This window comes from Streptomyces sp. NPDC104761 (assembly GCF_055583445.1).
Window position 1 is genome coordinate 129,442 of the sequence record NZ_JBVJNZ010000006.1, and the last position, 24,314, is coordinate 153,755.

The window sequence follows — 24,314 nt, forward strand, 5'->3', positions numbered from 1 at the left end:
ATCAGACGACGGCAGGCGGTTCAGTAGGAGTACCCGTTCGACGAATAGTAGGTGTGGGTGTGTTCGTCGTAATGACCTTCATCGGCGTTGCTGCCCAGGTCGAAGTCGCCGAGTTTGGTCCCGCTTTCGTTGTAGACCCGCAGATGGAACCCGCGGATCGACTTGATACCGCCCCTGCGGGCGTTCTGATAGCTGCGGACCCACTGCTTGATCGCCGGTGGATCGGCCAGGTCGGGGACCTGGATGAAGATCTCGTTGACGTCCGTGCCGCCCTTCCAGTCCTGGCGCCAGCGCAACTGCTTGACAGCACTGGAAAGTTGCTCGGTGAACCTCCCCTCGTCGGCCTCTCCGATGGTCTTGACCTCGCCGTAGCCGACGATGTCGCCCTGCTGATCGAGGTATTCGAGGTCAGTGTTCTTGACCTTTTCCTTCCCCTTGGCTCCTGGCTTGCTCGTGAGCTCGTTCTCCTTGGGCATCACCCGGGCACGAGTCCCCTCCGGAGCGCCGTCCAGCGCGCGGTAGGCATTGTCCAGAGTGAGCTGCGGACCGCCCTTGCCATCGCCGTGTTCCTTGACCAGAGACTGCGCATCCTTGTCCCGGCTCGAATCCTCGGCCGACGAGCTGTCCGACCCGCCCCCGTCGTCGCCGCCCCCGCCGCCGTCGCCGTTCTGTACGGCGTACGCGATGTTGGGTGCGGCGACCGAGGCGGCCACCGTTGCGGAGCCGGTGACGGCGAGTGCCGAGCCGGCGAGGATCAGTGCCTCGCCCGGGCCGAGTGCGCCGATGCCGCTGAGCATGAGCGCGCCGCCCAGGCCGTCCGCAGCCGCGCCGAGCAGGAGCTGCCCGAAGCCGAGTGCGGCCATGGGAGCGTTGGTGCGGTCGATCACCTGCTGGGCGGTGTCCGCCAGGCTGGAGACCGCGTTGGACAGGGAGCTGAACCAGCTCTGTCCGGTCGGGTCGCTGCCGGTCACCGGGTTGTTGGCGGCGTAGTCGTAGCCGGTCAGCTGCGAGGGGTCGGTCGCCTCCAGTTGCGGGTCACGGCTGACGAAGCGTCCGGTCTGCGTGTCGTACTCGCGCATCCCGAGGTTGACCAGGCTGGTCGCGGTGTCGGTGGTGCCGCCGACATAGCCCTTGTCGCCGAGCCAGTTGGCCGGAGCAGCGCCGCGGGTACCGCCGAAGGGCAGGTACTGGCGCCGTGTCACCGCCTGGGTCTGGTAGTCGACGGACAGGTAGTCGGTGCCCTGCCGGTTGGGGATCAGGTACTGGATGTTCCCGCTGCTGGAACGGGCGGCCACGGTGGTGCCGTTGACCGAGTAGTAGCGGGTGCCGGTCACCGCCTTGGTGGCGGTGTTCTCCACCAGTTCCTCGTCGCCCAGGTAGAGCGTGGCCTGGGTGGGGTCGGTGCGCAGCACCAGGCCGCCGTCGAGACCGTAGAGGTAGCTGGTGGCGCCGGCCGACGTGGTGTCGGTGTCCAGGCGGTTCTGGTGGTTCCAGGTCAGGGTCTGGTCGCCCAGTGCTCCGCCCTGGATGGAGGTGGTGTTGCCGGAGGCGTCGTAGTGGTAGGACGCCGTGTTCGCCGACGCGGCCGGGCCGGTGGCGGTGGTGCTGCCGAGCGTGTGCGGCTGGTCGGTCGCGGAGCCCGCGGTCGGGTAGTGGTAGGTCGTGGTGGTGTCGTTGGCGCTGTTGCCGCTGGTGTCGTGGTCGGTCTGCGTCTGGCGCTGGCCGTCGGCGGCGTAGGTCCAGGTCTGCCAGTAGGGGTTGGGGCCGCCGACGGTGGCGCTGCTGCCGGTGGTGGGCGTGGCGGCGCAGTTGTCGGTGGCGGTCCAGGCCGCGGTCAGGCGGGCTGCCCAGTCGTAGCCGTAGCACTGGGTGTCGACGACCGAGCCGCCGTTCTGGCTGTCGGTGGTCGAGGTGAGCAGTCCGGCGCCCTTGGAGACGGCCGAGTTGCCCCAGGTGTAGCCGGTGTCGTCGACGACCGTGCCGCTGGTGGAGTCGGTGGTCTTGGCGTCGGTGGGCTGGCCGGTCTGCGGGTCGTACTTCAGGGTCAGGTCGACCCAGCTGGTGGTCGGGCCCATGGAGTACTGGAGCGGCTCGCCGTACTCGTCGTAGCCGATGGCGGAGACGTACGTCCAGGCGGTGGTGCCGCTGCTGGCGACGCTGGTGGCCTGACCGTACTGGTCGTATCCGTAGTTGACGGTCTCCACCGGCAGTCCGCCGCTTGCCGGGTCCTGCCGGCTCGCCAGCGTTCCGGTGGTCTTGTAGGTGTAGGACTCGGTGTAGCCGCCGGACGGCGCCAGCGGCGCCAGGTTGCTCGGCAGGTTGGCCAGCGTGGTCTTCGAGGCGGCGACCTCACCCATGGTGGTGTAGGCCAGCACCGCGTTGGTGACCGAGGGGCTGCTGGTGCCCATCTGGTACGAGGTCGAAGAAGTGAGGTACCCCTTCTTCAGCGTGTCGTACGTCCAGGAGGCGACCTGGTTGTCGGTGGACGGGGTGGCGTTGCCGGTGGTGTCGTAGGCCGCCGTCCTGCGGCCGTCCTTGTCGTAGCTGTAGCTGGCCTGGTCGCCCCTGGCGTCGGTGGTGGTCAGCAGCTGGCCGGCGTTGTCGTAGGTCGCCGAGGAGCCGCCCGAGTCGGGGTCGGTGGCCGCGACCTGGTCCCCCAGGAGGTTGTACTTCCAGGTCCAGGTGTTGCCGGCCGGGTCGGTCTGGCTGGCCTGGTGGCCGTCCGGGTAGTAGGTGTAGTGCGTGTCGGAGTAGTCCGAAGCGGAGTCGTGGACCGGGTCGGCCGCGGCGCCCGCGTGGTACTGGTACAGGTCGGTCTGGTGTCCCCGGGCGTCGGTGAGTGTGGTCTCGGCCACGCCGCCCTTCGGGGGAATGGTGGTGGTGAAGTTGCCGCCGAAGACGGTGGTGGTGTTCCAGGTGGCGGTGCCCAGCGCGTAGGCGGTGGCCACGGTCTTGCGTCCGGCGCCGTCGTAGGTGAAGCCCGTCTCCGACGGGATGTCGCCGTCCTGGGCCTGTACCAGCGTTGCGCTGGGGGCGCCGCCCGCGTAGTAGGGGGCGGTGGTCTTGGCCACCCATCCGTTGGTGTCGTAGACGGTGTCGGTGACGTCCCGGCCGCCGTCGACAGTGGCGATCTGCGTCTCGCGGGGCCGGAGCAGGGCGTCCATCAGCAGTTCGCTGCTGCGGTAGGTGCCGTCGTCGTTCAGGGTCTGGGTGATGACGGAGCTGGGCTTGTCGGGGGCGAGCGTGTAGCTGTACTTGTTCGTGGCGGCGGTGATCCCGGGCCGGAACACGGCGGTGATCCGCCCCAGCGCGTCGTACTGCGCCTTGGTGACGTAGCCGGCCGCGGTGGTCTGCGTCAGCATCAGCCCGCGCAGCGGGTCGTAGGTCTGGCTGAGCGTCTGCTGCATCGGGTCGGTGGAGACGATGGCGGTGGGTGCGGCGCCGGTGGTGGGGGTGTAAGTGGTCTTGGTGGTCTGCTGGTCGGCGTCGGTGCTGGTCAGCGGTCGGCCGTAGACGTCCGTGGTGAGCGACGACATGGTCGAGTAGACCGGCGTGGACCCGGTGTACGAGGTGGCCTGCTGGGTGGAGGTGGGATCACCTACGGTGGGTGCGGCGCCCAGGGTGCCGGAGCCGTCGTAGAAGACCCGCTTGTCGCTGACCGCGTCGGCCGGCAGCGACGGGGTGGTCGAGCAGTTGACGGACACCGTCTTCGTCTCGTCCACCAGGTCGAAGATCCAGGCGGAGGTGTTGTCCGCGTAGCTCGCCGTGGTGCAGAGGTCGTCGCTCGCGGTGGAGACGTCGCCCTTGTCGTCGGCCTTGGTGACCCGGCCGTGGGAGTCGTGGGTGTAGTCGGTCTCGGTGTCCCGGGTGGCCCCGGACGCCAGCGGCGTGAAGACCTCGACCGAGCTCTGGCCGGTCAGGAACGCCTTCTGCGCGGGCAGCCCCCCGGACAGCGCGTGGACGGCGGTGGCGCTGCTGCTCCAGGGCGCGGTGATGGTGTCGCTGACGACCTTTCCGCTGTTCAGCCCGTTGTAGAGGATGGCCTCGTAGGTCAGGCCGGCGTACTGGGCCGAGTCGGGAACCGGCTGGTCGCCGCGGGAGTCGGTGACGGTCGCCGGGCGGCTGCCGCCACCGGACTGGGTGTCCCCGTCCATGCCGCGGAAGTAGGTGTAGTCGGTCTCGGTGGCCGGGTCCGGCGCGGTGCCCGTGGTGACCTTCATGCCGCCGTAGCCGCGCCACTGGTCCCAGGTGCGCTGGGCGGCGGGGGTCAGCGGGTTGTCGTCGTGGTGCCAGGCGGGGGTGCCCACCGGGATGTAGCGGGTGACGATGGTGTCGTTGACGCCGCCGCCGGTCGGGTCCTGCTGGGTGACCGTGGTGACGACGTACTTGTTGAACCAGTCCAGCATCGGGCTGGTCTGCCCGGTGGGGGTCCAGTAACCGGGGAAGCACAGGGAGGTGTTCTGGTCGGCGTTGCTCGGGGTGCCGCCACCGCAGGCGGGGGCCGAGTAGCCGACGCTGATGATGCCGCCGGACTCGGTGGTGATGGTGTTGAGCCGGTAGCGGGTGATCGGCGGATAGCCGTCGGTGAGGTCCACCCGGTTCGACAGCGGCGTGCCGGCGAAGGTCACCTGGGGCATGGCGAGCGCCGACGTGGAACCGCCGGCGGAGGTGTCCTGGCCGGTCCGGGTCACCGAGTTCAGCCACAGCGAGGGCGTGGTCGCGTCCCCGGTGGCGGGGAAGGTGTAGGTGAACGCCCAGGAGTCGACGTTCGTCTCGGTGGAGCCGACCAGCGCCTGGGTCTGAATGCCCGTCAGTTCGTTCTCGGTCCAGAACGTCGGTGAGTTGGACGAGCAGGCGGCGCCGCTGGCGCAGTTCAGGTCGAAGGGTACGTCCGGCCATTTGGACGCGGTGGAACTGGTCAGCGTGGAGGTGGCGCACCCGGTGGCCGAGGTGTTGCAGCGGCCGTTGTAGGTGAAGTTGACCTGGCCGGCGGGGCTGGAGGAGTACACCGAGCCGTCGCGCTGGCCGTACTGGATCCTCGCGAGCACCGCGTCGCGCACGTAGGGGGTGTCGGCGGTCTTGCCGAGGTTACGCGCGTAGTACGCGGTGGTCGGCGTATAGAAGTAGGACATCACGTCGCCGTGGGTGTCCTTGACGTAGTCGAGCATCCAGCGGTAGCCCTGCTGGCACCAGGAGCTGGCCCAGGTGGCGTTGTAGCAGGGCTGGCCCGAGGTCGTGGCGTAGACCGGCTCGGTCAGCACCGAGTTGGTGGTCGTGTTCCCCGACGCCCACCCGGGCAGCTGGTTCAGGCCGAACGTGTACTGGGTGCCGTTCGGCGTGGTCACCCGGAAGTACTCGCCGCCCTGGGCTCCGTTGGTGGCGCCGGTCAGCCGCTCGACGCGCTCGTCGGAGTCGCCCTGGGCCCGGTAGTCCCCGGTGGTGTCGTCCTTGATCAGGGTGGTGGTGTTGCCGTTGAGCGAGAGGGTGAGCTGGTTGTCGGCCGACCAGCAGGTGTCCCAGGTCTTGGTGGTGCCGCTGGGGTTGTCGTGGCAGGAACCGTAGGAGCGCTCGATGTAGTTGCTCGGCAGCGCGAAGCCGTCGCCGACGACCGAGGCCTGGTTGTTGGTGGACGAGGTGAGGCCGTCCACGCTCTGCGAGTCGTAGCCCAGTGAGAGATTGGGCGTCAGCCCGCCGGGGACACTGGGGCCGGTGATCGGGTAGGACCAGGTGAACGCGTCGGTGCTGCCGCCGGCCTGCCAGGAGCCGGAGGGCTTGAGCGAGGTCGCGCTGAAGTCGCCGCCCCCGCCGCTCGGCGCGCCGGTGGCCGCCAGGACCACGCTGTCCCTGGTGACGGTCAGCGGGGCCGAAAGGGTGTGCGCCGTGGTGCTGTTGGCGGAGGCCACGGGGGTCTGGGTGCGGCAGGAGGCGCGTCGCGGCGTGGTCAGGGCGCAGTCGGGCAGCTGCACGAGCCGCAGCCGCGAGCCCCAGTCGGCGCCGAATGCAGCGGTGAAGTCCCGGTAGTCCAGGCCGACCCGGACCTTTCGGTGGCTGCCACCCGGCAGCCCGGACAGCTGGAGCAGCACTCCGTCGACACCGGCCGACTGCCCGCTCCGCCGTGGCAGGACACGTACCGCCGCGTGCCGGAGGGCGACGCCGGAGGAGGGCGCCAGCCAGACCGGGAGGCTGCCCGCCCTGAGCCGGGCGCCTGCTGTCGCGGGCGTGCGCGCGGGTGCGCGGCCGGTCGCCGACGGAGCCGCGACGGACGTCGCGGCGGCGAAGCGGGCGGTGCCGCCGGGCCACTTCACCTTGGGTGAGGGCGAGTTGGCCAGGTGCCGGACACGGCCGTAGTGCGAGCGTACGGCGGTCACCGGGACCGGCTTGACCTGGGTGAAGCCTGGTTGCTGGTGATGCGGGGCCGCTTCGGCGGTAGCTGCGACGCCCACGATCAGGGAGAACGCCGCCGTCAGAGCGGTCAGCCCCCGTATCAGGGGGGCCTGGGGTCTCCAGCGTCCGCTTGCGCGGTCGCGTGGACCTGTCGTCCTTGGCAAGGACTTGCTCCTTCGCATGACGATGAAGTCGATCTTGAAGTCGCAACGGAAGATACCCAGGCCGACCCCCCAGGAGCCGCTTCACAAGAATCTCTTGCCGGATTCACAACACGGGCACAGCGGAAGTCTCCTGATGATCACTCACATAAGGGCCTGGCCTGCGGATTTGATCTTTGCGGGGTCCCGGACGACCACCTACATTCGCCTCCGGGTCGGGCCTCCGACCGAGATCTAGAGACAGGAATTCGATGTCCATACCTCGCGCACGCGCGCGAATCGGCAGACCCCGCGCGGTGCTGGCGGCCGCCGCGGTGCTTGCGGTCAGCGCCAGCGGACTGGCCTCCGTGCCGGCGGCCGCGGCGCAGCCGACCGCAGGCCTCCAGATCACCGGAAGAAGTGCCCCCGCCGCCAAGTCCCCCGGGAAGTCGGCGGGTTCGCCGGTCCTGCCGGACGGCTTCGGCCCCGGCGCCACGGACTCCGCCGCCATGCAGGCAGCCGCCAGGCGGGCGCACGCCACCGGTAAGCCGGTCGCGGTCTCCTCGCTGACCAGCCCGACCGTGCAGGTCCAGGCGGAGCCCGGCGGCGGATTCCGCTCGGTCTCCAACCCGCTGCCGGTACGCACCCGGCAGAGCGGCCACTGGGTACCGGTCGACCTGACGCTGACGCACCGGTCCGACGGCAGCTGGGCTCCGAAGGCCACCGCCTACGGCACCGTGTCCTTCTCCGGCGGTGGCACCGCCCCCCTCGCCGTCACCCGCTCCGGAAGCACCTCGCTCACCCTCACCTGGCCCACCGCCCTGCCGGCCCCTCATGTCTCGGGCGCCACCGCGACCTACGCCTCCGTGCTTCCGGGCGTCGACCTCCAGGTCTCCGCCACCGCTGCCGGCGGCCCGAGCGAAACCCTGGTCGTCCACGACGCCGCGGCGGCGCGGAATCCCGCGCTGGCCTCGCTGCGCCTGGGCGCTCAGGTGCGCCACGGGCACCTGGCCACCGCCGAGGACGGCGGGCTCACCGTCACGGACGCGCACGGAGCGGTCGTGGCGGACGCGCCCACACCGCTGCAGTGGGACTCCAACCGGACCCTGCCCGCCGGCCGGCAGCCCGCCGGGGCCAAGGTCGCGGCCGACGCCTCCGACACCGCGCACCCGGGTCTGGCCGCACACGTCGGCCGGGTCCGGGCGCGAGTCCGCTCCGGCAGCCTGACGCTCGTCCCGGACCGGGCGATGCTCACCCGCGCCTCGACCGTCTACCCGGTCTTCGTCGACCCCTCGGTCAACTGGCACCCGGTCGACTACACCAGCCCCGCCTACGACGAGGTCAAGCAGGGCTGCCCGGGCACCTCCTTCTACAACAAGACCGGCTCACAGGCCGACAACGGCTACCTGGGCGTCGGCTACAACGGCTGGCCGGAGGGCTCCTGCAACACCGGTGACGAGCACGCCGTCTACCAGTGGACCCTGTCCAAGACCGTCTTCGGCGCCGTCATCAACAGCGCCGAGGTGGACGCGACCGACATCTACTCGGCCTCCTGCTCCACCACCGCGACGGTCAACCTGCACTGGTCCAAGGGCATCGGCTCCGGCACGGACTGGAGCAACCGCCCCGGCTACAACAGCTACTCGACCTCTGCGAGCTTCGGGCCGGCGTACAACCCCACCTTCTGCCCGGGCAACGGCAGCACGACCAACGGTTTCAACGTGCTGAGCCCGATCAGGACCGCGGCGAGCGGACACGCCACCAGCTTCACCGCGACGCTGAGCGAGGACTCCATGGAGTCCAGCCGCAACGACCTCGGGTTCAAGCGGTTCTCGCACAACCCGACGCTGCAGATATTTTACGACAACCCGCCGAGCGCTCCCACCGCCGCCACCATGGCCGCCGTGTCCGGCGCTGCCGACGCGGCCTGCGACACCACCTCGCCGTACCCGTACATGGGCAAGACCATCGCCTCCACCCCACCGGTGCTGCGCGCCAAGGTCAAGGACCCGAACGGCGACAAGCTGCAGGCCACCTTCCAGTACTGGGTCGACGGCACCACCACCAAGTCCACGCTCAAGAGCGGCGACAACCTCTCCAGCAACACCTACGCCACCGTCTCGCTCCCGCCGTCCTTCGTCTCCTCGCTGACCGACGGCAAGACCGTCGACTGGGACGTCACGGTCACCGACGGCATGGCGTCCACCTCCTACAGCCAGTCGCCCACCTGCCACTTCACCGCCGAGCCCAGCGCTCCTGACGAGCCGACGCTCGCCTCCGAGAGCAACCTCTTCCCGAACACGGACGTCACCGACGCCGCTGTCGGCGCGGCCGCCGGCACCTCCGGCAAGTTCGACATCACCGGCTCCGGCACCACCGCGACCAAGTTCGTCTACCACCTCGACGTGCCGCCGCCGACCAGCAACCCGCCGGCGGCAGAGATCGTGTCCGCGAGCAGCAACAAGGCGACGGTCACCGTAGCCCCGCCCTCGCCCGGCCCGCACACCCTCTACGTCTACGCCGTGGACGGGGCAGGCGACGTCTCCGGCACCTCCGCCTACCCGTTCCTGGCCGCGGGCCACCCGGGCACCACCTGCACCAGCCTGGCCGCCTGCTTCAACAACGTGGGCGTCAGCGCCGACAGCAACACGAGCGCCGCCAACTTCGACGGCAACGGGCACAGCTTCTCCGCCACCGACTGGACCAACGCCGGCTGGACCAGCGGCGGCAAGGTGACCGTCGACGGCGCCCCCATGACCCTGCCGGCCTTCGGCTCCGGTCAGAAGGACAACCTGGTGGCGGCCAACCAGACCGTCGGTTACTCCGGCCAGGGCAGCGCGCTGGTCTTCCTGACCGCCTCCACCTACACCAACCTGTCGTCCCCCGGTGCCATCGCCGGTGACACCACCGCCCCCTATGTGCCGGCCGACACCCGGGTCAGCGGCACCTACTGCTTCTCCGGCGAGGACGCCGACGCCTTCTGCCCGGCCAGCGGCCAGATCACCTACGCCGACGGCACCAGTACCAGTTACATGCTGACCGTGCCCGACTGGTCCAGCAGCGACAGTTCCCTCGCGGCCGCGGTCTTCCCGCACGTCAACGGCACGACCCAGAGCACGGCCAACCGCCAGCTCTACGCCTTCTCGGTACCGGTCGACCCGACCCGCACCATCGCCTCGGTCACCCTGCCCGACCTGACCGGCGCGGCCGGAGCGAACGAATCGACCCTGCACGTCTTCGCCCTGGGCACCCGCAACACCACCGCGGGCACCACCGAGGCCAACGGGAGCTACGCGGCGGCTCCGGCGGGGCAGTCCTGGACCGGCGCCTGGTCCAGTGCCACCGAGGGCAGCTACGGACTGCCGGGCGGCGGCACCTTCTCCAACCAGACCATCCGGCTGGCCCTGAAGCCCTCGGTCTCCGGCGGCACCGTCCGCGTCAAGCTCGACAACGCGCTCGGGACCAGCAAACTCTCCATCGGCCACGCCACCATCGCCCTCAGCTCCACCCCGAGCGCGATCGGATCGGTCCCGGCCGGCACCCCGACGACGCTCAAGTTCGGCGGCAGCCAGTCGGTCACCGTCCCCGCCGGCGGCATGATCTACAGCGACCCGCTGGCGTTCACCGTCACCGCGGGCCAGTACCTGCTGGTCTCCTACCAACTCAGCAACGCCGTCCCCTACCTGGTGCAGCACTCCTACGCGGGCGGCTCCTACGAGTACATCACCGCCGGCGGCACCGGCGACCTGACCACGAGCACCAGTGCCACACCGTTCACCACCAACGCCGCGGCCTACGGCAACTTCACGGACCTGGTCACCGACCTGGATGTGCAGTCCGCGAACGTGCCCACCGAGGCCGTGCTGGGCGACCATCTGGTCGACCCGTTCCAGCCCGGCACCACCCTGCCCAACTCCAACGGGTACCGGGTGGCCGACGGGCTGACCGCCGCCGAGCCCTCGACGCCCAGCCCCTACGGCGTGATCGCCGAGGGCATCGAGTCCAACCAGCTCATGACCGACAACCCGGAGACCTACAACGGCAGTGTCATCGGAGGGCCGTCGGTGCTCTCCCGCCTCGACCGCGACATCCTCGACCAGCCCGGCCTCTCCACCGTCATCCTGGACAGCGGCCTCGAAGACCTGCTGGCCGGGGCCACCAGCGACGACCTGGACGCCAACGGCTACACGGCGCTCGTCCAGCAGCTCCAGGGCTGGGGCATCAACGTGGTGCTCACCTCGCTGACGCCCTGCGAGGGCTTCACCGGTGACGGCGCCACGCCCAACGACCCCTGCACCAGCACCACGGACAGCAACCGAACGGACGTCAACGCCTTCCTCGGGGGCATGAACCTGGGCAACCCCTGGGCCACCCCGGCCGTCTACTTCGCCGACCTCGACGCGGCCGTCGCCGTACCGGACTCGGCCACCGGTGAGGAGAAGCTGGCGGCGGCAGCCGACAGCGGCGACCACGTCAACCTGTCCAACCCCGCCTTCGGCGCGCTCACCACGGCCCTGCTCTCCCCCGTCGACACCTGGAACCTGGACGACGGCGACGGCATGCCGGTGGCCACCGACACCGCCGCGACCGACACCCTCAACACCCTCAACGCGGCGGGCGCCAACCCGAACCTGGGCAACAACCCGCTCACCCTGACCGGCGGCGCGACCTGGGCCACCGACGCGACCCGGGGCAGTGTCCTGTCGTTCGACGGCAGCAGCGGCTACGCCGCGAGCGGCGGCCAAGTACTCGACACCACAGCCAGCTACTCGGTCTCCGCCTGGGTCAGGCCTTCCTCGCTGCCCAACGGCAACGCGACCGTCGCAGGGCAGGACGGCACCCAGAACAGCCCCTTCTACCTCCAGTACAACTACGCCCACAAAGCCGCCCCCGGCTGGGCCCTCACCTTCACCAGCGCCGACACGGCGAGCCCCTCCTTCACCCTCGCCTACGCCTCCGGGGCCACCGCGAACACCTGGACCCACCTGGTCGGCGTCTACAACGCCGCCACCAAGACGGCCCAGCTCTACGTCAACGGCGCCCTCGCCGGGACGGCGGCCAACGTGACGTCCTGGAGCGCCACCAACGCGTTCTCCGTCGGGCGCTCGAAGTACAACGGCGCCAACAGCGACTTCTTCCCCGGCTCCATCAGCGACGTCCAGGCGTGGAACTACGCGCTGACCGGCAACCAGGTCACCGCCCTCGACCAGCAGATCCCGTAACGACCAGGGAAACCAGGAAACCGATGTCCTTCATCACCGGCTCAGGCCGGCACGCCAAACCGCGGCCCGCACGGCTGCGCACCGCGATGGCCTCCTCGGCCCTCGCCGCCACGGCCGCGGGCGGCGTCCTCGCCGCCGCCCCGGCGCAGGCCGCCACGACGACGTACACGGTGAAAGCCGGCGACACCCTTTCCGGCATCGCGCAGGCCGAGCACGTGGCCGGCGGCTGGCAGGCGATCGCCCGGACCAACCACCTGGCCAGTCCGTACACCATCCACCCGGGCGAGCGACTGGCCCTTCCCGCCGCCTCGACGGCGTCGCCGTTCCCCGTGCCGGTCACGGTGGGCAAGGCGACCCAGGTCGTCACCGTCCAGGCCCACGGCTCCTACGCCACCGTCATCGCGTGGCAGAAGAGCGGAACCACCTGGCATCAGGTCTACGCCACGACCAAGGCCAGGGTCGGGGCGAACGGGGTGACCGACGGCGCCACCCGCAAGCAGGGCACGGATACGACGCCGACCGGCACGTACACCCTCACGCAGGGCTTCGGCGTCGGTACCAACCCGGGCACGAAGATGCCGTATCACCATGTGGCCGCGGACGACTGGTGGGTCGAGGACCCCTCCTCGCCCTACTACAACCAGCTGCGCACCTCGGAGCAGGGGGGCTTCCCGCTCACCGAAACCGGCGTCCACGGCAGCGAACACCTCGTCAACTACCCCACCCAGTACAACAACGCCCTCGTCATCAACTTCAACACCAACCCCGCAGTCGCCGGCCGCGGTGCCGGCATCTTCCTCCACGACCTCGGCCCGCAGGCCGGCCCCACGGCAGGATGCGTCGCCCTGCCGGCCTCGGTGATGACCGAGATCATCCGCTGGACCGACCCGGCCCAGCACCCGGTCATCGCCATTCACTAGCGCCCGCGCGGCGATACACGACCCTCAGGGGCCGCAGATCGAGCACCGATCCGCGGCCCCTGACCACTCCGGTCAGTCGCTTGGCCTCCTCCCGCTTCCGGAAAGCCGCCCGTGCACGCACGTGCCGTTACGCGCGGGCCGACTACGTCCAGGCCGTGGCGACCGCTACTCGAGGGACGAGGTCCGGTAGCGGGGCGCCACCCGGTGGGCACCCCTCGGGCCCGGGGTGTCTCTGTCGCCCTCCGCGGTGGTGCGGTCGTGGTTCGCGGACGCGGTGATCACGTGGTGGACGCGTGGGAAGCATGCCTGAAATAGGGCCTATATCACAGATGCGATGTATGCGAACATGTGGGTGTGGCATCAGGTGCTGAAGACAGGCGAGAGGAGAGCATCATGATCGCCAAGCTGCTCGGGAGACTGTCCTTCACCCGCCACTACGGTGCCTACGGGTCCCACGAATGGGACGCGTACGCCGGCGACGACTAGGACCGAGCGCGTTTCCGGCGGGTGCCCAGAGGGCGCCCGCCGGGTTTGGTCACGTTGCCGAGGGCCAGGGACGGTCTCATGGGCGGAAGGAACGAGCCGCCGCGGTTGCCCGAGGGGAATTTCGCGGCCTGGAGTCGCGACCGGCTGGGGGTGGCGCGCCGTGGCGCCGAGGAGTGCGGGGACGTCTGGCAGCTGGAGCCGGGTGTCTATGTGGCGGCTGCGGCCGAACCCTGTGAGGCGGTCCTGCGCCGGGCGCAGGATTTTCCCAAGGCCCCCTCCCCCCTCTTCCCGCCGCTGAAGCGGTCGAGCGGCGCACCGACGCCCGAGGAGCGCGGGTACGCGCACGCCGCCCGCATGCGCGGACTGCGTGCCCAGGCGGTCGCGGCCCGGATCGGGGAGATCGCGCCCCGGACCGCACGGTTTGCCGACCAGTTGCCCACGGGCCGGGACGTCGAGATCCTGCCCCCGGTGCGGCACACCCTGGCAGAGATCGGCGTGCACTATCTCTTCGGCGAGGACGCTCCCACCCTGCTGCCCTACGCCTTCCAGCTCTTCCTTGCGCGGGAGGTGCTCGTACGACCCTCCCGCTGGGTATGGCCGCGCTGGGTTCCCACACCGGGCCGGCGGTTCCGCACCCGGCAGCAAGTCGCCTTCACCGACGCTCTGCGGCCCGTCGTCCGCCGGCGTCGTTCGTCGGGCCGGCTCGGTGACGACATGCTGGGGCAGATGCTCCGGCCCTCCCCCCACTACGGCCTGCTGCCGGAGGAGGCCGTCCTCGACACGCTCCCCGGAATCACCGTCGCCACCTTCGAGACCCCGTCGCGGGCGGCCGGATGGATCCTGCTGCACCTGGCCCTGTACCCCGAGGCGGCGGGCCGCGTCGCGAGCGAGGCCGCCTTGCTGCCCGCGGACCCGGCCGCGACGACCAGCACCCACCTCGGCAGCCTGCGGTACACGCAGGCGCTGGTGAGCGAGGTGCTCCGGCTGTACCCGCCGAGCTGGCTGCTGACCCGGCGCGCCCGGCGGCAGACCCAGCTCGCCGACTACACCATCGACGCCGGGTCCACCGTTCTCGTCTGCCCTTACACCGCCCACCGGGACGCACGCGAATTCGCCGAGCCGGACGAGTTCCGGCCCGAGCGGTGGCTCGACGATTCGGGCTCGCCGGCGAAGCCCGGGGTCTTCCTCTCGTTCGGCACCGGGCCGCACGGCTGCGAGGGAACCTCCCTGGCCATGGCGATGCTGACGCTCCTGACCGCGCAGACCGCCCGCTCCTGCCACCTGAGCGAGCCGTCCGGACCGGAGCCCGGTTATGAGGTCGCCACCCTCGAGGGTCTCGCGCCTGTCGGCCTGCGCCTGCGCGCCACCGCGCGCGGCTGAGAGCAGCTCTGGAATCGGCGGACTTCCCAGCTCACGGTCGGCTCGTCGGGTGCCGCCGGTCGAACTCGTCGGCGAGCATGCCCATCATGACGAGGTCGTGGTGCCGGCCGGCGAGGAAGACGTGCTCGCGCAAGCGGCCCTCCTCGGTGAAGCCGAGCCGACGGAAGAGTGCCAGCGATGCCTCGTTGTGGGCGAAGATCGCTGCCAGGCATTTGTGATAGCGCCGCTCGGCGAACATGAAGCGCAGCAGCAGCACCACGGCTTCTGCCGCGTAGCCTCGGCGCCGGTGATCGGCGCCGATCGTGACCTCGCACTCGAACCAGCCCGAACGAGGGCCGGTCCGATGCGAGCCGACCGTGCCGACCAGCTCACCCGTGGCCGTCGCCTCGACCGCCAGGAGGAAGCGGTCGTCATCGCTCTCGGCTACGGCCTGCTCCTTCGCCCAGACACGGTACTTCTCGGCCGACCGCGGCAGATCCAGCCGGCTCGCCCGCCGCCCGTCATCGTCGGCGAAGCGCACGAACGCGGTCCAGTCGTCGGGCTCGACGGCGCGCAGGCGGACCCGATCACCGGTCCAGGACGATGCCATGCCCTATTTGAGCACGCTGCCGTGCCCGCGAGGCCGAGAGGCACACCGCCGGCCGCGAGACCGTCGTCGGCCTCGTCGCCGACGGCATGCTGACCCAGCTGCGCCATCCCCACCCGCCCCCGCGGCTGCGCGGCAGCCGAGGGCGGGTCGGGCTGAACCCGCGGGGCGGGCGGTGCGTATGAATTTCGCGGGGCCGGCTCCGGTCCCTGCCACGGGACGGAAGGAGAGCACCGTGCCCATCCCGCCCGCCTCCGGCTCCGGCTCCGGTTCCCATCCCGGCTCCGGCTCCGGCTCCGGCTCCGGCGTACCGGACGACCGCACCGCCCTGGAGCCCGTCCGCGTACTGCGTATGCGCAACACCGACGCGCTGGCCCGGTTGCTCGACGACATCCGCCAGGACGAGGACGACCGGGGGCGCGCCGCCGTCGTCGCACCCGTCCCCCATGCCCCGGCCGACGGCGAGACGGAGGAACTCCCGCCTGTCCCCGGCCTCGCGGACCGCCCGCGCCCGGGGGCCGGACAGCGCCGGGCGGCCGTGGTGATCGCGGTTGCCGCGGCGGCCGTGGTCGGCTTCGGCTGCGCTCTCCTGGTCCCCAGCGCCACCGAGGCCGCCCCGACCGCACCCGCGGCGGGCGCGTCGAGCGCGTCGAGCGCGTCGAGCGCGTCGACCTCTCCGGCCTCGGCGACCCCGACGTCTGCTGCCCCGAACGCGACCGGGGTCGCCGGCGCCGTGGCCGACCCCGGCTTCGAGTCGGGCGGCCTCTCCCCGTGGCGCTGCGCCGGGAACCCGGGCTCGATCGTCTCCTCCCCCGTCCACGCGGGGTCCAAGGCTCTCCAGGGGAAGGTGAGTTCGAGCGGCACCGGGCAGTGCGACCAGACCGTCGCGGTACGGCCGGACACCACCTACTCGCTCACCGGCTGGGTCCGCGGCTCCAACGTCTACCTGGGCGTGAACGGCGGCGCCTCCACCTGGGTCACCTCCCCGTCCAGGTTCAGCCCGCTGACCGTCTCCTTCACCACGGGCGCCTCCCAGACCAGCGCGACGATCTCCGTGCACGGCTGGTACGCGCAAGGCGACTACTACGCCGACGACATCGTCCTGACCGGTCCCGGTGCCGGCGGCGGTCACCCGTAGCGCCCCTCGAGTACGGGGCGCTGTCCTGTACTAGACGGTGGGGGTGTACGGGTTCCCGTGGGACGCCGGCGGGCCGTCCCACCTCACCCCTGGCGGCGGGACGGGAACCCAGTCCGGGCCACGGTGCTGCAGCCACCACCTGCCGATGGTGTGGAACTTCTCCTCGAAGGCGCGGTCCCAGCTGAGGAACCCGCTCATCGGCGCCCGGAGGCGGGTGTGGCGGCCGCCCGCTTCGTAGATCACGACGGCCCGGCTGCCGAGGACCGACTCGATCTGGATGGCCTGGACGCCGGCCCACGGAATGGTCCGGCGGCGGAGGCCGTGCACGACGGCCGCCGCCGGAGTGAGAGCGACCCCGAACCGCCGCGAGATGATCTGCACCAGAGGCAGCAGGACACCCCAGATGAGCAGCCCCGGGACGACTGTGGAGGCAAGCGACCCGCCGTTCAGCCGGAGCAGGACCTGAGAGGGCACGACGACAACGAATCCGGGCAGCACGGGCAGCAGCCGCTGGAGGACCGTCAACCGGTAGCGGACGTACACGTGTTCCGGCGGCGTGGCCGCGACCTGCGCTTTCTCCACCAGTCCCCCAGTCCCCCGTTCCCCCGGACTCCCGGTCCCCGGTCCCGGCCCGTCGCACCATGCGGCCCGCACCGGCGGCCCGTCGGGCGCCAGGACAGCATGGCGGACCGGGGGAACGCTGTCCATGCGGATACCCGGAGCGCGGGGAGGGCTGTCGGGGCCAGGGGACCGTGTGCATGATGACGCAATGACTTCCTGGCTGAGCGCCCGCAGCACATGGCTGCTCGTACTGCTCCTGTGGGCGATCACGCTGCCCGCCGCCCTGCTCGGGATCGCCCTCGACCGGGCCTTCCTCGAGCATCCCCCGCTCCAGCCCTTCGCCTCCCATCTCCCGATGGCAGCGGGCGGCTCGTTCTTCGTCGCCGCCGCCTGCGCAGGGAGGTTGCGGCACAGCCGACGACGCCCGCGGAACCGATGACAGCGGTCGCTCGGCGTGCCACGCGCGCGGAGCGGCGGCAAGACCACTCAGATGCTCAGCGCGATCGCGGCACCGATGCCGCCCACACCGAGCGCGACGGCGGCCGGGAACCAGCCGCCCGAACGCCAGGGGAAGAACCGGTCGAGGGAGAAACGGCCCGGGCCGATGGCGGTGAGGGCGAGGGCGACGACGCAGATGGACACGCTGTACTCGACCCCGCCGTTCTGGATCCACAGGCCGTGGGCGCCGCTCACGGTCACCATGGCGTTGATCATCACGCCGATGACGGCCGCGGCCGCCAGCGGGGTGAGCAGTCCGACCGCCAGGCCGAGGCCCCCGCAGAGTTCGGAGAGACCTCCGATCACGGCGAAGACCTTGCCCGGGTGGTAGCCGAGGGCGTCGAACCCTCTGCCGGTGGCCGCCAGGCCGGGTCCCCCGAAGATGCCGAACAGCTTCTGCGCACCGTGGCCTGCCAGCAGCAGTCCGAAGGTCAGCCTGATCAGCAGCAGTCCGCCCTCCGCGGCGGACAGGCCCGGCACGGCACCGGCGGCGCGTGTCTCACCGGGCGGGCCCGAGGTGGTCCTGGCCGTCGTGTCGGCGGGCCTGCGGGTCTCCGCCGCGGGGGCGCGTACCTGGGTCAGTGACAGAACGCGGGTCCGGCCGAGGGGGTGGAAATGCAGTGCACGCATGACAACACCTTCACGAGTGGGGACAACCTGCCCGGCCGCCGTGCGGCGGACCCCCCCTGCCGTCCAGCATTGCGCCGGTTCCGCACCATATCCAGCAAAAGGCCGGAATATGCGCTATTGCGAATGGCGATAACCACCCCGGCCCGTGGGCCCGCAGACGGGCCCACGGCCGCCACGGTGCCTACCCGGGTGACTACCCGTCAGGGGGGCGGGACGCGCATCGGACACCGGCCGGGCGCTCAGCCGGCCGCACCGCCTTCGTGGCTGGGCGCGCAGGTCCTCGTGCCCCTTCAGGGCGCTCTCACGCGGAGCGCTTGCGGGATGCAGCCGTCTTCTTGGCCGTCGCCTTCTTCGCCGGCGTCTTCTTGGCGGTGGACTTCGTGGCCGTCGCCTTCTTTGCCGTCCTGGCCGTCGCCGACTTCTTGGCCGACGCCGACTTCTTGGCCGTCGCCGTCTTCTTCGCCGCCGGCCGTTTCGCCGTCGTCTTCCTCGCCCCGGACGCGGACTTCTTGCTCGGCAGCGGCGTGACCTGCGCCTCCTCGGTCTCCGCCGCCCCGGCGCCCTCGCCCCGCGACTCCTTCGCCGCCCGTACGCTCTTCTCCAGGGCCGCCATCAGGTCGAGGACCTTGCCGCCCTTCGCCGGCTCGGGGGCCTCCGGCGGGGCCTCGCCGGCCGCCTTCGCCGCGATGACCTCCTCCAGCGCCTCCCGGTACTCGTCGTGCAGGTCCTCCAGGTCGACCTCGCCGAGGGTGTCCATCAGGGCGTCCGCGAGGTCGAGTTCCTTGTCGCGGACGGTGACGTCGACGTCGGGGGCGACCCCTTCGGGCGCGCGGACCTCGTCCGGCCAGAGCAGGCCGTGCATGGCGATGGCGTCGCCGACCACCCGGAGCATGCCGAGGCGTTCGCGGCCGCGCAGGGCGTACTTCGCGATGGCCACCTTGTTGCTGCGCTTGAGGGCCTCGCGCAGGAGGGTGTACGGCTTCGCGGCCGGGGCCCCGGAGGCCGCCAGGTAGTACGCGGCGTCCATCTGGAGCGGGTCGATCCGGTCGGCCGGGACGAACGCGACGATCTCGATCGTGCGGGCGGTGGGGATGGGCAGGTGGGACAGGTCCTCGTCGGTGATCGGGACGATGGTGCCGTCGGCGTCCTCGTACCCCTTGCCGATCTCCGACTGGGTGACCTCGCGGTCCTCCAGTTCACAGAACTTGCGGTACCGGATGCGGCCGTTGTCCTCGGTGTGGACCTGACGGAAGGAGATCGAGTGGCTCTCCGTGGCGTTCACCAGCTTGATCGGGATGCTGACGAGCCCGAAGGAGATCGCGCCGTTCCAGATGGATCGCACGTGCGGCTTCCCTCCGTCCGAATACCAGGTGTTTGTATGAGACTGTCATCGTATGACGCCGATCACAGAGGTGGACGGGCGAAGGGTCGCGCTCAGCAACCTGGAGAAGGTGCTGTATCCGGCGACCGGGTTCACCAAGGGCGAGCTGCTGCACTACTACGCGACGGTGTCCGGGGTCCTGCTGCCGCACCTGCGGGACCGGCCGGTCTCGTTCCTCCGGTACCCGGACGGTCCTGACGGCCAGGTCTTCTTCGCCAAGAACGTGCCGCCGGGTACGCCCGAGTGGGTCACGACCGCCGAGGTGCGCCGGTCGGAGGGGGCGGCCCGGATGGTGCTGGTGCAGGACCTCGCGAGCCTGATGTGGGCGGCGAACCTGGTCACCGAGTTCCACACGCACCAGTGGCGGGTGGGGACGCCGGACGAGGCCGACCGGATCGTCTTCGACCTGGACCCCGGTGCGCCCGCCACGGTGGTGCAGTGCTGCGAGGTCGCGCTGTGGCTCCGGGAGCGGCTGGCGGCGGACGGCATCGAGGCGTACGCCAAGACGGCCGGGTCGAAGGGGCTGCATCTGCTGGCGGCGGTGCGGGGGTCGTCCAGCGAGCGGGTCAGCGAGTACGCGAAGGCGCTGGCCGTGGAGGCGGAGCGGGCGCTGCCGCGGCTGGTGGTGCACCGGATGACGCGGAGCCTGCGGCCGGGGAAGGTGTTCGTGGACTGGAGCCAGAACGCGGGACGCAAGACGACGGCCACGCCGTACACGGTGCGGGCGCGGCGGGAGCCGACGGTGTCGGCGCCGGTCACGTGGGAGGAGGTCGCCGCCTGCCGGGCGCCGGGACAGCTGCTGTTCCGGGCGGGGGACATCGCGCCGCGCGTCCAGGACCACGGAGACCTGCTGGCCCCGCTGCTGGATGCGGGGCGCGCGGCGACGCTGCCGTGAAGGCCCCGGGTACCCCCGCGGGCCCGGAAGCCCCCGAGGGCCCTACACCCTCCCCCAGGTGTTCCGGTCCCGCGCCATCGCGTGCAGGGCCTCCACGTCCGCCGGTTTGAGCACCCCGCCCAGGCGGGACAGGGTGTCCAGGTCCCGGTCGCGGAGAATGTGGACCTCGCGCGGCGGGGCGGCCAGCCTGACGTCCGCCGGTTCGGTCAGGGCCAGCACCGGGCGGACCTCGGCCGTGAGGGCGTACGAGGCCCGGTCGGCGTCCGCCCGCAGGCGGCGCAGCAGCGGCTGGGGGTCACGCCGGCCCAGTGTGATCATCGGGTCGGCGACCAGGACCTTCTGCTTGCGGGCGTAGAGGGAGTGCACGCAGAACAGGCCGCCCGGCCCGATCAGCAGGTGGTGCAGGCGGTCGCCGCCGGGCAGCGGGACGGAGTGCAGGGCGTGCCAGCCGGCGCCGTCCAGGCGGTCCAGGGCGTCGCCGACGGTCTGTTCGGCGGTCAGGGCGCGGCGGCGCGGATCGGGGCGCAGCCGGTGGGCCGGGCCGGGCTCCCGGTCGAGGGCGACCAGCAGTGCCTCGCCGGGGCGGTTGGGCGCCAGGTCGTCGTCGGGATGCAGGGTCAGCCGGGCCAGCTCCGCGGGGGTGGGCACGGGCGGCGGGCCGATCGTGACCGGGCCGGTCAGGAACGGCCTCAGGGTCTCCAGCACGTCGTCGCGCCGCTCCTCGCTGAGCAGGTTGACCCGGCCCGCCTCCCGGTCGTACCAGGCGATGTTCCTTCCGTCCGTGAGGCATACGTACAGTCGCTCCTGGCCGTGCCGCCAGGCCGGCACGACGCGCAGTCCGGTCATTGCGTCATCACCCCTCGACCATGGGAACAGGCGGGGTGCTCCACGGGCAAGAACCCCGCTACCTTTGACAGGGGTTGGCGCGCGCAGCGGGGAGGCGCCGGGTGCGGATCCGTGGGGAACAGTACGAGGTGCCGGCTCCGGACAGTCCTTGGAGCGAGGTGCTGCCCGGCTTGTGGATGGGCGGTCACGAGTTCCGGGCGCGTTCGGGGCGGCTGGAGGCCGCCGTGGTGCGGGACGAGTTCGATCTGGTACAGAGCCTGCTGCGGATGCCCGGGCACGGTCCGGCCGACGGGGTCGAGCACCATGTGTGGCCGATACCGGACGGGCCGCTGGACGGCACCCAGCTCGCCGGGGTGATGCGGCTCGCACGGGCGGCCTGCGAGGCCCTGGACGCCGGGCGGTCGGTGCTGGTGCGCTGCTACAGCGGGTACAACCGGTCGGGGCTGGTGGTCGCGCAGGCGCTGGTCCACCAGGGGCGCACGGCCGAGGAGGCGATCCGGCTGATACGGGCCCGGCGCTCGCCCTGGGCGCTGCACAACGAGCTGTTCGTGGCCTACCTGCGGGCCGGTCTGTCCACCGCCCGCCTCCTGGAGGACCTCGCCGAGTAGCCTCTCCCGTGCACCGGCGGCCCCAGGCGCAAAAAGGACTTCCCTACAAATCTGCGAATAAGGTGTACGGGGCCTCCCGCCCATCGCCCACCGACCCCGCCGAGCCAGGAGCAGCGTGCCAGCCCGTCGTCCCGCCCGTACCGCCGTGACCGCGGCCGCCGTCGCCCTGCTGGCGGTGACCGCCGCCGCCTGCGGCGACTCCGGCGGGCTGCGCGGGGCCGGAGCCGCACCGACCGCGGTCAGCCCCGCGAAGCTCTGGCCCGACCTGCGGCCGGCGGCCAGCCCGGCCTGGCCCTACGACGAGGGCAGCACGAAGACCGTGAAGGGGATCACCGTGCCCGGCGACGACATACGCCGGGTGGACCCGGTGGCCGTCGTACGGGCGGAGATCGCCGCCGACCCGGCGGACTACGGCCCGAAAGGGGCGTACCACGGGACCGCGGAGCGGATGAAGGAGTGCACGGCGGGCGGCGGCGGGGCGCGCTGCCCGCTGCTGAAGCCGTATTACCGGGACCTCACCGGGGACGGGCGGGACGAGCTGACGCTCGGCTTCCGGCTGTATCCGACCAACCAGACCGCGGTGCGCGTGTACACCGTCGAGAACCACCGGCTCCAGCAGGTCCTCGACGACGACGACGCGATCATCGGCGTCGAGCTGGCCGGGCGGACGGTGATCGTGCGGTCGCCGGCCGGGATCAGCGGGTACGAGTACCGGACGACCTGGGCGTGGGACCCGGAGCGGAAGGCGATGGTGTTCTCCCGGGACGAGTTCCTGCGCACCGGCAAGGGGCACGGGCACCACACCCGCCGGCCTATGCCGTCGGCCTCGGCGGGCGCGCGATGAGGCTCCCGCGCTGGGCCGGCACGCTGGGGGCGAAGTCGGCGGCGTTCATCACGGTGATGTGCTGTGCGCTGGCCGCGCTGCTCGGCGTCCTGGTGCACGTGTCGGTCACCGACCAGACCGTCGCCCAGGCCCGCGACCAGGCCCTCGACCGGCTGACGGAGGCGACGGGCGCGTACGAGGCGGGGGACGCGCTGCCGCGGGGCGCCCGCGTCGACCCGCGGGGGCTGCCCGCGCAGCTGCGGGCGCTGGCGCTCTCCGGGGACCGCGGCACGATGGTCGCCCGGGACGACGGCCGCCCCACCATGTGGGCGGCGGGCCCGGCCGACGGCCACCGGGCGCTCGCGGTGGCCGTCGACTACTCCCAGCAGGCCCGCACCATCGCCGGCCTGGACAGCTCCATCCTCTGGTCGTCGGCGCTGGCCATCGGAGCGACGCTGCTGGTCGGCGCGTTCGCGGTGACCCGGGTGACCCGGCGGCTGCACGGCACCGCACAGGTGGCCCGGCGGATCAGCGCAGGTGACCTGGACGCCCGGGTGCACGACCCCCGTACCAAGGACCCGACCCGCCCGCAGGACGAGGTGGCCGCGGTCGCCGCCGCCCTGGACGGCATGGCGGCGTCGCTGCAGAGCAAGCTGCTGAGCGAGCAGCGGTTCACGGCCGACGTGGCGCACGAGCTGCGGACGCCGCTGACGGGGCTGCACGCGGCGGCGGAACTGCTGCCGCCGGGGCGGCCGACGGAGCTGGTGCGGGACCGGGTGGCGGCGCTGCGCACGCTCACCGAGGACCTCCTCGAGATCTCCCGCCTCGACGCGGGGCGGGAGCGGCTGGAGACCGACGCGGAGGCGCTGGGCGCGCTGGCCGAGCGGGTGGTGCGGGCGTCCGGGACGGAGACCGAGGTGAAGGTCGTACGGGACGTGTGGGTCGAGACCGACCGGCGGCGGCTGGAGCGCGTACTGGGGAACCTCGTCGCCAACGCGCACCGGCACGGGCGGGGGCCCGTGGTGCTGACGGTGCAGGGGAACGAGGTCACCGTACGGGACCACGGCGACGGCTATCCCGAGTACCTGGTGGCCCACGGGCCGCAGCGGTTCCGGACGGAGGGCGGGGCCAAGGGCCACGGGCTGGGACTGACGATCGCGGTGGGGCAGGCGGAGGTGCTGGGCGCGCGGCTGTCGTTCGCCAACGCGATCGGCGGCGGGGCGGTGGCGACGTTGACGCTCCCCTAGGGGGTGAGCGGTGCGTTGCGCGGCCGCGGGTGCGTGGGGGTTGCCCGCGCAGTTCCCCGCGCCCCCGAAAAGAAGGGACGCTGCAGTGCGCCCCTTTAGGGGCGCGGGGAACTGCGCGACCAGCCCCCACCGGCCGGCAGATCACTTTCGGCGGATCGTGGAAGGCGCTCTGCTCACACCCCTCCTAGCGTGGCGCATAGCCAAGCCCGCACCGTCCGTCCGCCCGCCCGCCCGCCGGAGGCCCCCATGCTCCCCCGCAGCTTCGCGATAGCCGCCGCGACCACCGTCCTGCTCACCCTCTGCGGCACCGCCCCCGCCCTCGCCGACGACGGCTCGGGCAGCAACTCCCCGGTGGCAGGCCAGGTCGACCCTCCCTACGACGACGACGGCCGCCTCGACGGCGTCGGCAACACCGACGGCACCGGCGGCACCGGCGGCACGACCGGCAACGACGATTTCGACTTCCTCGGCCCCGGCGGACCGGACGCCCCCGCGTGACCCCGGCCGTACGCCACGCTGACACCGACTCACAGAACACCCCGGCTCACACTATTTGGGTAAGTTCCGGA

15 protein-coding genes and 1 pseudogene are annotated in these 24,314 nt (G+C 71.6%); 10 read left to right on the top strand and 6 right to left on the bottom strand.

What is annotated here, in order from left to right; genetic code table 11:
- Positions 1-20 precede the first annotated feature (20 nt).
- Positions 21-6,443: an RHS repeat domain-containing protein gene (locus ACZ63F_RS18280; RefSeq protein WP_469712169.1), complete on the bottom strand. Its 6,423-nt coding sequence runs from the start codon at positions 6,441-6,443 to the stop codon at positions 21-23.
- Between the two features lie 353 nt (positions 6,444-6,796).
- Here ACZ63F_RS18280 and ACZ63F_RS18285 point away from each other — a divergent pair, with 353 nt between their 5' ends.
- The 3 genes from ACZ63F_RS18285 (at position 6,797) to ACZ63F_RS18295 (ending at position 14,532) form a co-directional block, all read left to right on the top strand.
- Positions 6,797-11,746: a LamG-like jellyroll fold domain-containing protein gene (locus tag ACZ63F_RS18285; protein WP_469712171.1), complete on the top strand. Its 4,950-nt coding sequence runs from the start codon at positions 6,797-6,799 to the stop codon at positions 11,744-11,746.
- A gap of 23 nt (positions 11,747-11,769) precedes the next feature.
- Positions 11,770-12,666 (top strand): L,D-transpeptidase family protein, encoded by an 897-nt coding sequence (locus ACZ63F_RS18290; protein WP_469712173.1) that lies wholly within the window; start codon positions 11,770-11,772, stop codon positions 12,664-12,666.
- A 564-nt stretch (positions 12,667-13,230) separates the two neighbouring features.
- Positions 13,231-14,532 (top strand): cytochrome P450, encoded by a 1,302-nt coding sequence (locus tag ACZ63F_RS18295; RefSeq protein WP_469712174.1) that lies wholly within the window; start codon positions 13,231-13,233, stop codon positions 14,530-14,532.
- A gap of 31 nt (positions 14,533-14,563) precedes the next feature.
- Here the strand turns inward: ACZ63F_RS18295 and ACZ63F_RS18300 are convergent, their stop codons facing one another.
- Positions 14,564-15,121: a GNAT family N-acetyltransferase gene (locus tag ACZ63F_RS18300; protein ID WP_469712176.1), complete on the bottom strand. Its 558-nt coding sequence runs from the start codon at positions 15,119-15,121 to the stop codon at positions 14,564-14,566.
- Positions 15,122-15,857: 736 nt separating this feature from the next.
- Between ACZ63F_RS18300 and ACZ63F_RS18305 the strand changes: the two are divergent.
- A pseudogene (locus tag ACZ63F_RS18305) lies at positions 15,858-16,247 on the top strand (carbohydrate binding domain-containing protein); the annotation flags it as partial.
- 39 nt (positions 16,248-16,286) lie between these two features.
- Here ACZ63F_RS18305 and ACZ63F_RS18310 read toward each other — a convergent pair.
- Positions 16,287-16,838, bottom strand: a complete 552-nt coding sequence (locus tag ACZ63F_RS18310; protein ID WP_469712177.1) for a hypothetical protein — start codon at positions 16,836-16,838, stop codon at positions 16,287-16,289.
- 187 nt (positions 16,839-17,025) lie between these two features.
- On the opposite strand from ACZ63F_RS18310, the gene ACZ63F_RS18315 reads away from it, so the two are divergent.
- Positions 17,026-17,256: a hypothetical protein gene (locus ACZ63F_RS18315; RefSeq protein ID WP_469712179.1), complete on the top strand. Its 231-nt coding sequence runs from the start codon at positions 17,026-17,028 to the stop codon at positions 17,254-17,256.
- Between the two features lie 47 nt (positions 17,257-17,303).
- Here ACZ63F_RS18315 and ACZ63F_RS18320 read toward each other — a convergent pair whose 3' ends face one another.
- Positions 17,304-17,945, bottom strand: a complete 642-nt coding sequence (locus tag ACZ63F_RS18320) for a DoxX family protein (protein ID WP_469712180.1) — start codon at positions 17,943-17,945, stop codon at positions 17,304-17,306.
- A 301-nt stretch (positions 17,946-18,246) separates the two neighbouring features.
- Complete coding sequence (gene ku, locus ACZ63F_RS18325) at positions 18,247-19,287, bottom strand: non-homologous end joining protein Ku (protein WP_469712182.1); 1,041 nt, start codon at positions 19,285-19,287, stop codon at positions 18,247-18,249.
- Positions 19,288-19,339: 52 nt separating this feature from the next.
- Here ku and ligD point away from each other — a divergent pair, with 52 nt between their 5' ends.
- Complete coding sequence (gene ligD / locus ACZ63F_RS18330) at positions 19,340-20,221, top strand: non-homologous end-joining DNA ligase (protein ID WP_469712183.1); 882 nt, start codon at positions 19,340-19,342, stop codon at positions 20,219-20,221.
- Positions 20,222-20,263: 42 nt separating this feature from the next.
- Here ligD and ACZ63F_RS18335 read toward each other — a convergent pair whose 3' ends face one another.
- Entirely contained in the window at positions 20,264-21,067 is an 804-nt protein-coding gene (locus ACZ63F_RS18335; protein ID WP_469712185.1) for a nuclease-related domain-containing protein, read from the bottom strand.
- Between the two features lie 128 nt (positions 21,068-21,195).
- On the opposite strand from ACZ63F_RS18335, the gene ACZ63F_RS18340 reads away from it, so the two are divergent.
- From ACZ63F_RS18340 to ACZ63F_RS18355, 4 genes are all read left to right on the top strand, one after another.
- Positions 21,196-21,675: a protein-tyrosine phosphatase family protein gene (locus ACZ63F_RS18340; protein WP_457700107.1), complete on the top strand. Its 480-nt coding sequence runs from the start codon at positions 21,196-21,198 to the stop codon at positions 21,673-21,675.
- 115 nt (positions 21,676-21,790) lie between these two features.
- The gene (locus tag ACZ63F_RS18345) at positions 21,791-22,519 is read left to right on the top strand and encodes a hypothetical protein (protein ID WP_469712186.1); all 729 of its coding nucleotides are present in this window, start codon (positions 21,791-21,793) and stop codon (positions 22,517-22,519) included.
- Positions 22,516-23,745: an ATP-binding protein gene (locus tag ACZ63F_RS18350; protein WP_469712187.1), complete on the top strand. Its 1,230-nt coding sequence runs from the start codon at positions 22,516-22,518 to the stop codon at positions 23,743-23,745. Before ACZ63F_RS18345 ends, ACZ63F_RS18350 begins: the two co-directional genes overlap by 4 nt.
- Before the next feature lie 246 nt (positions 23,746-23,991).
- A complete protein-coding gene (locus ACZ63F_RS18355; protein WP_469712188.1) occupies positions 23,992-24,243 on the top strand; it encodes a hypothetical protein in 252 nt (83 codons plus the stop codon).
- The last annotated feature ends 71 nt before the right edge of the window (positions 24,244-24,314 follow it).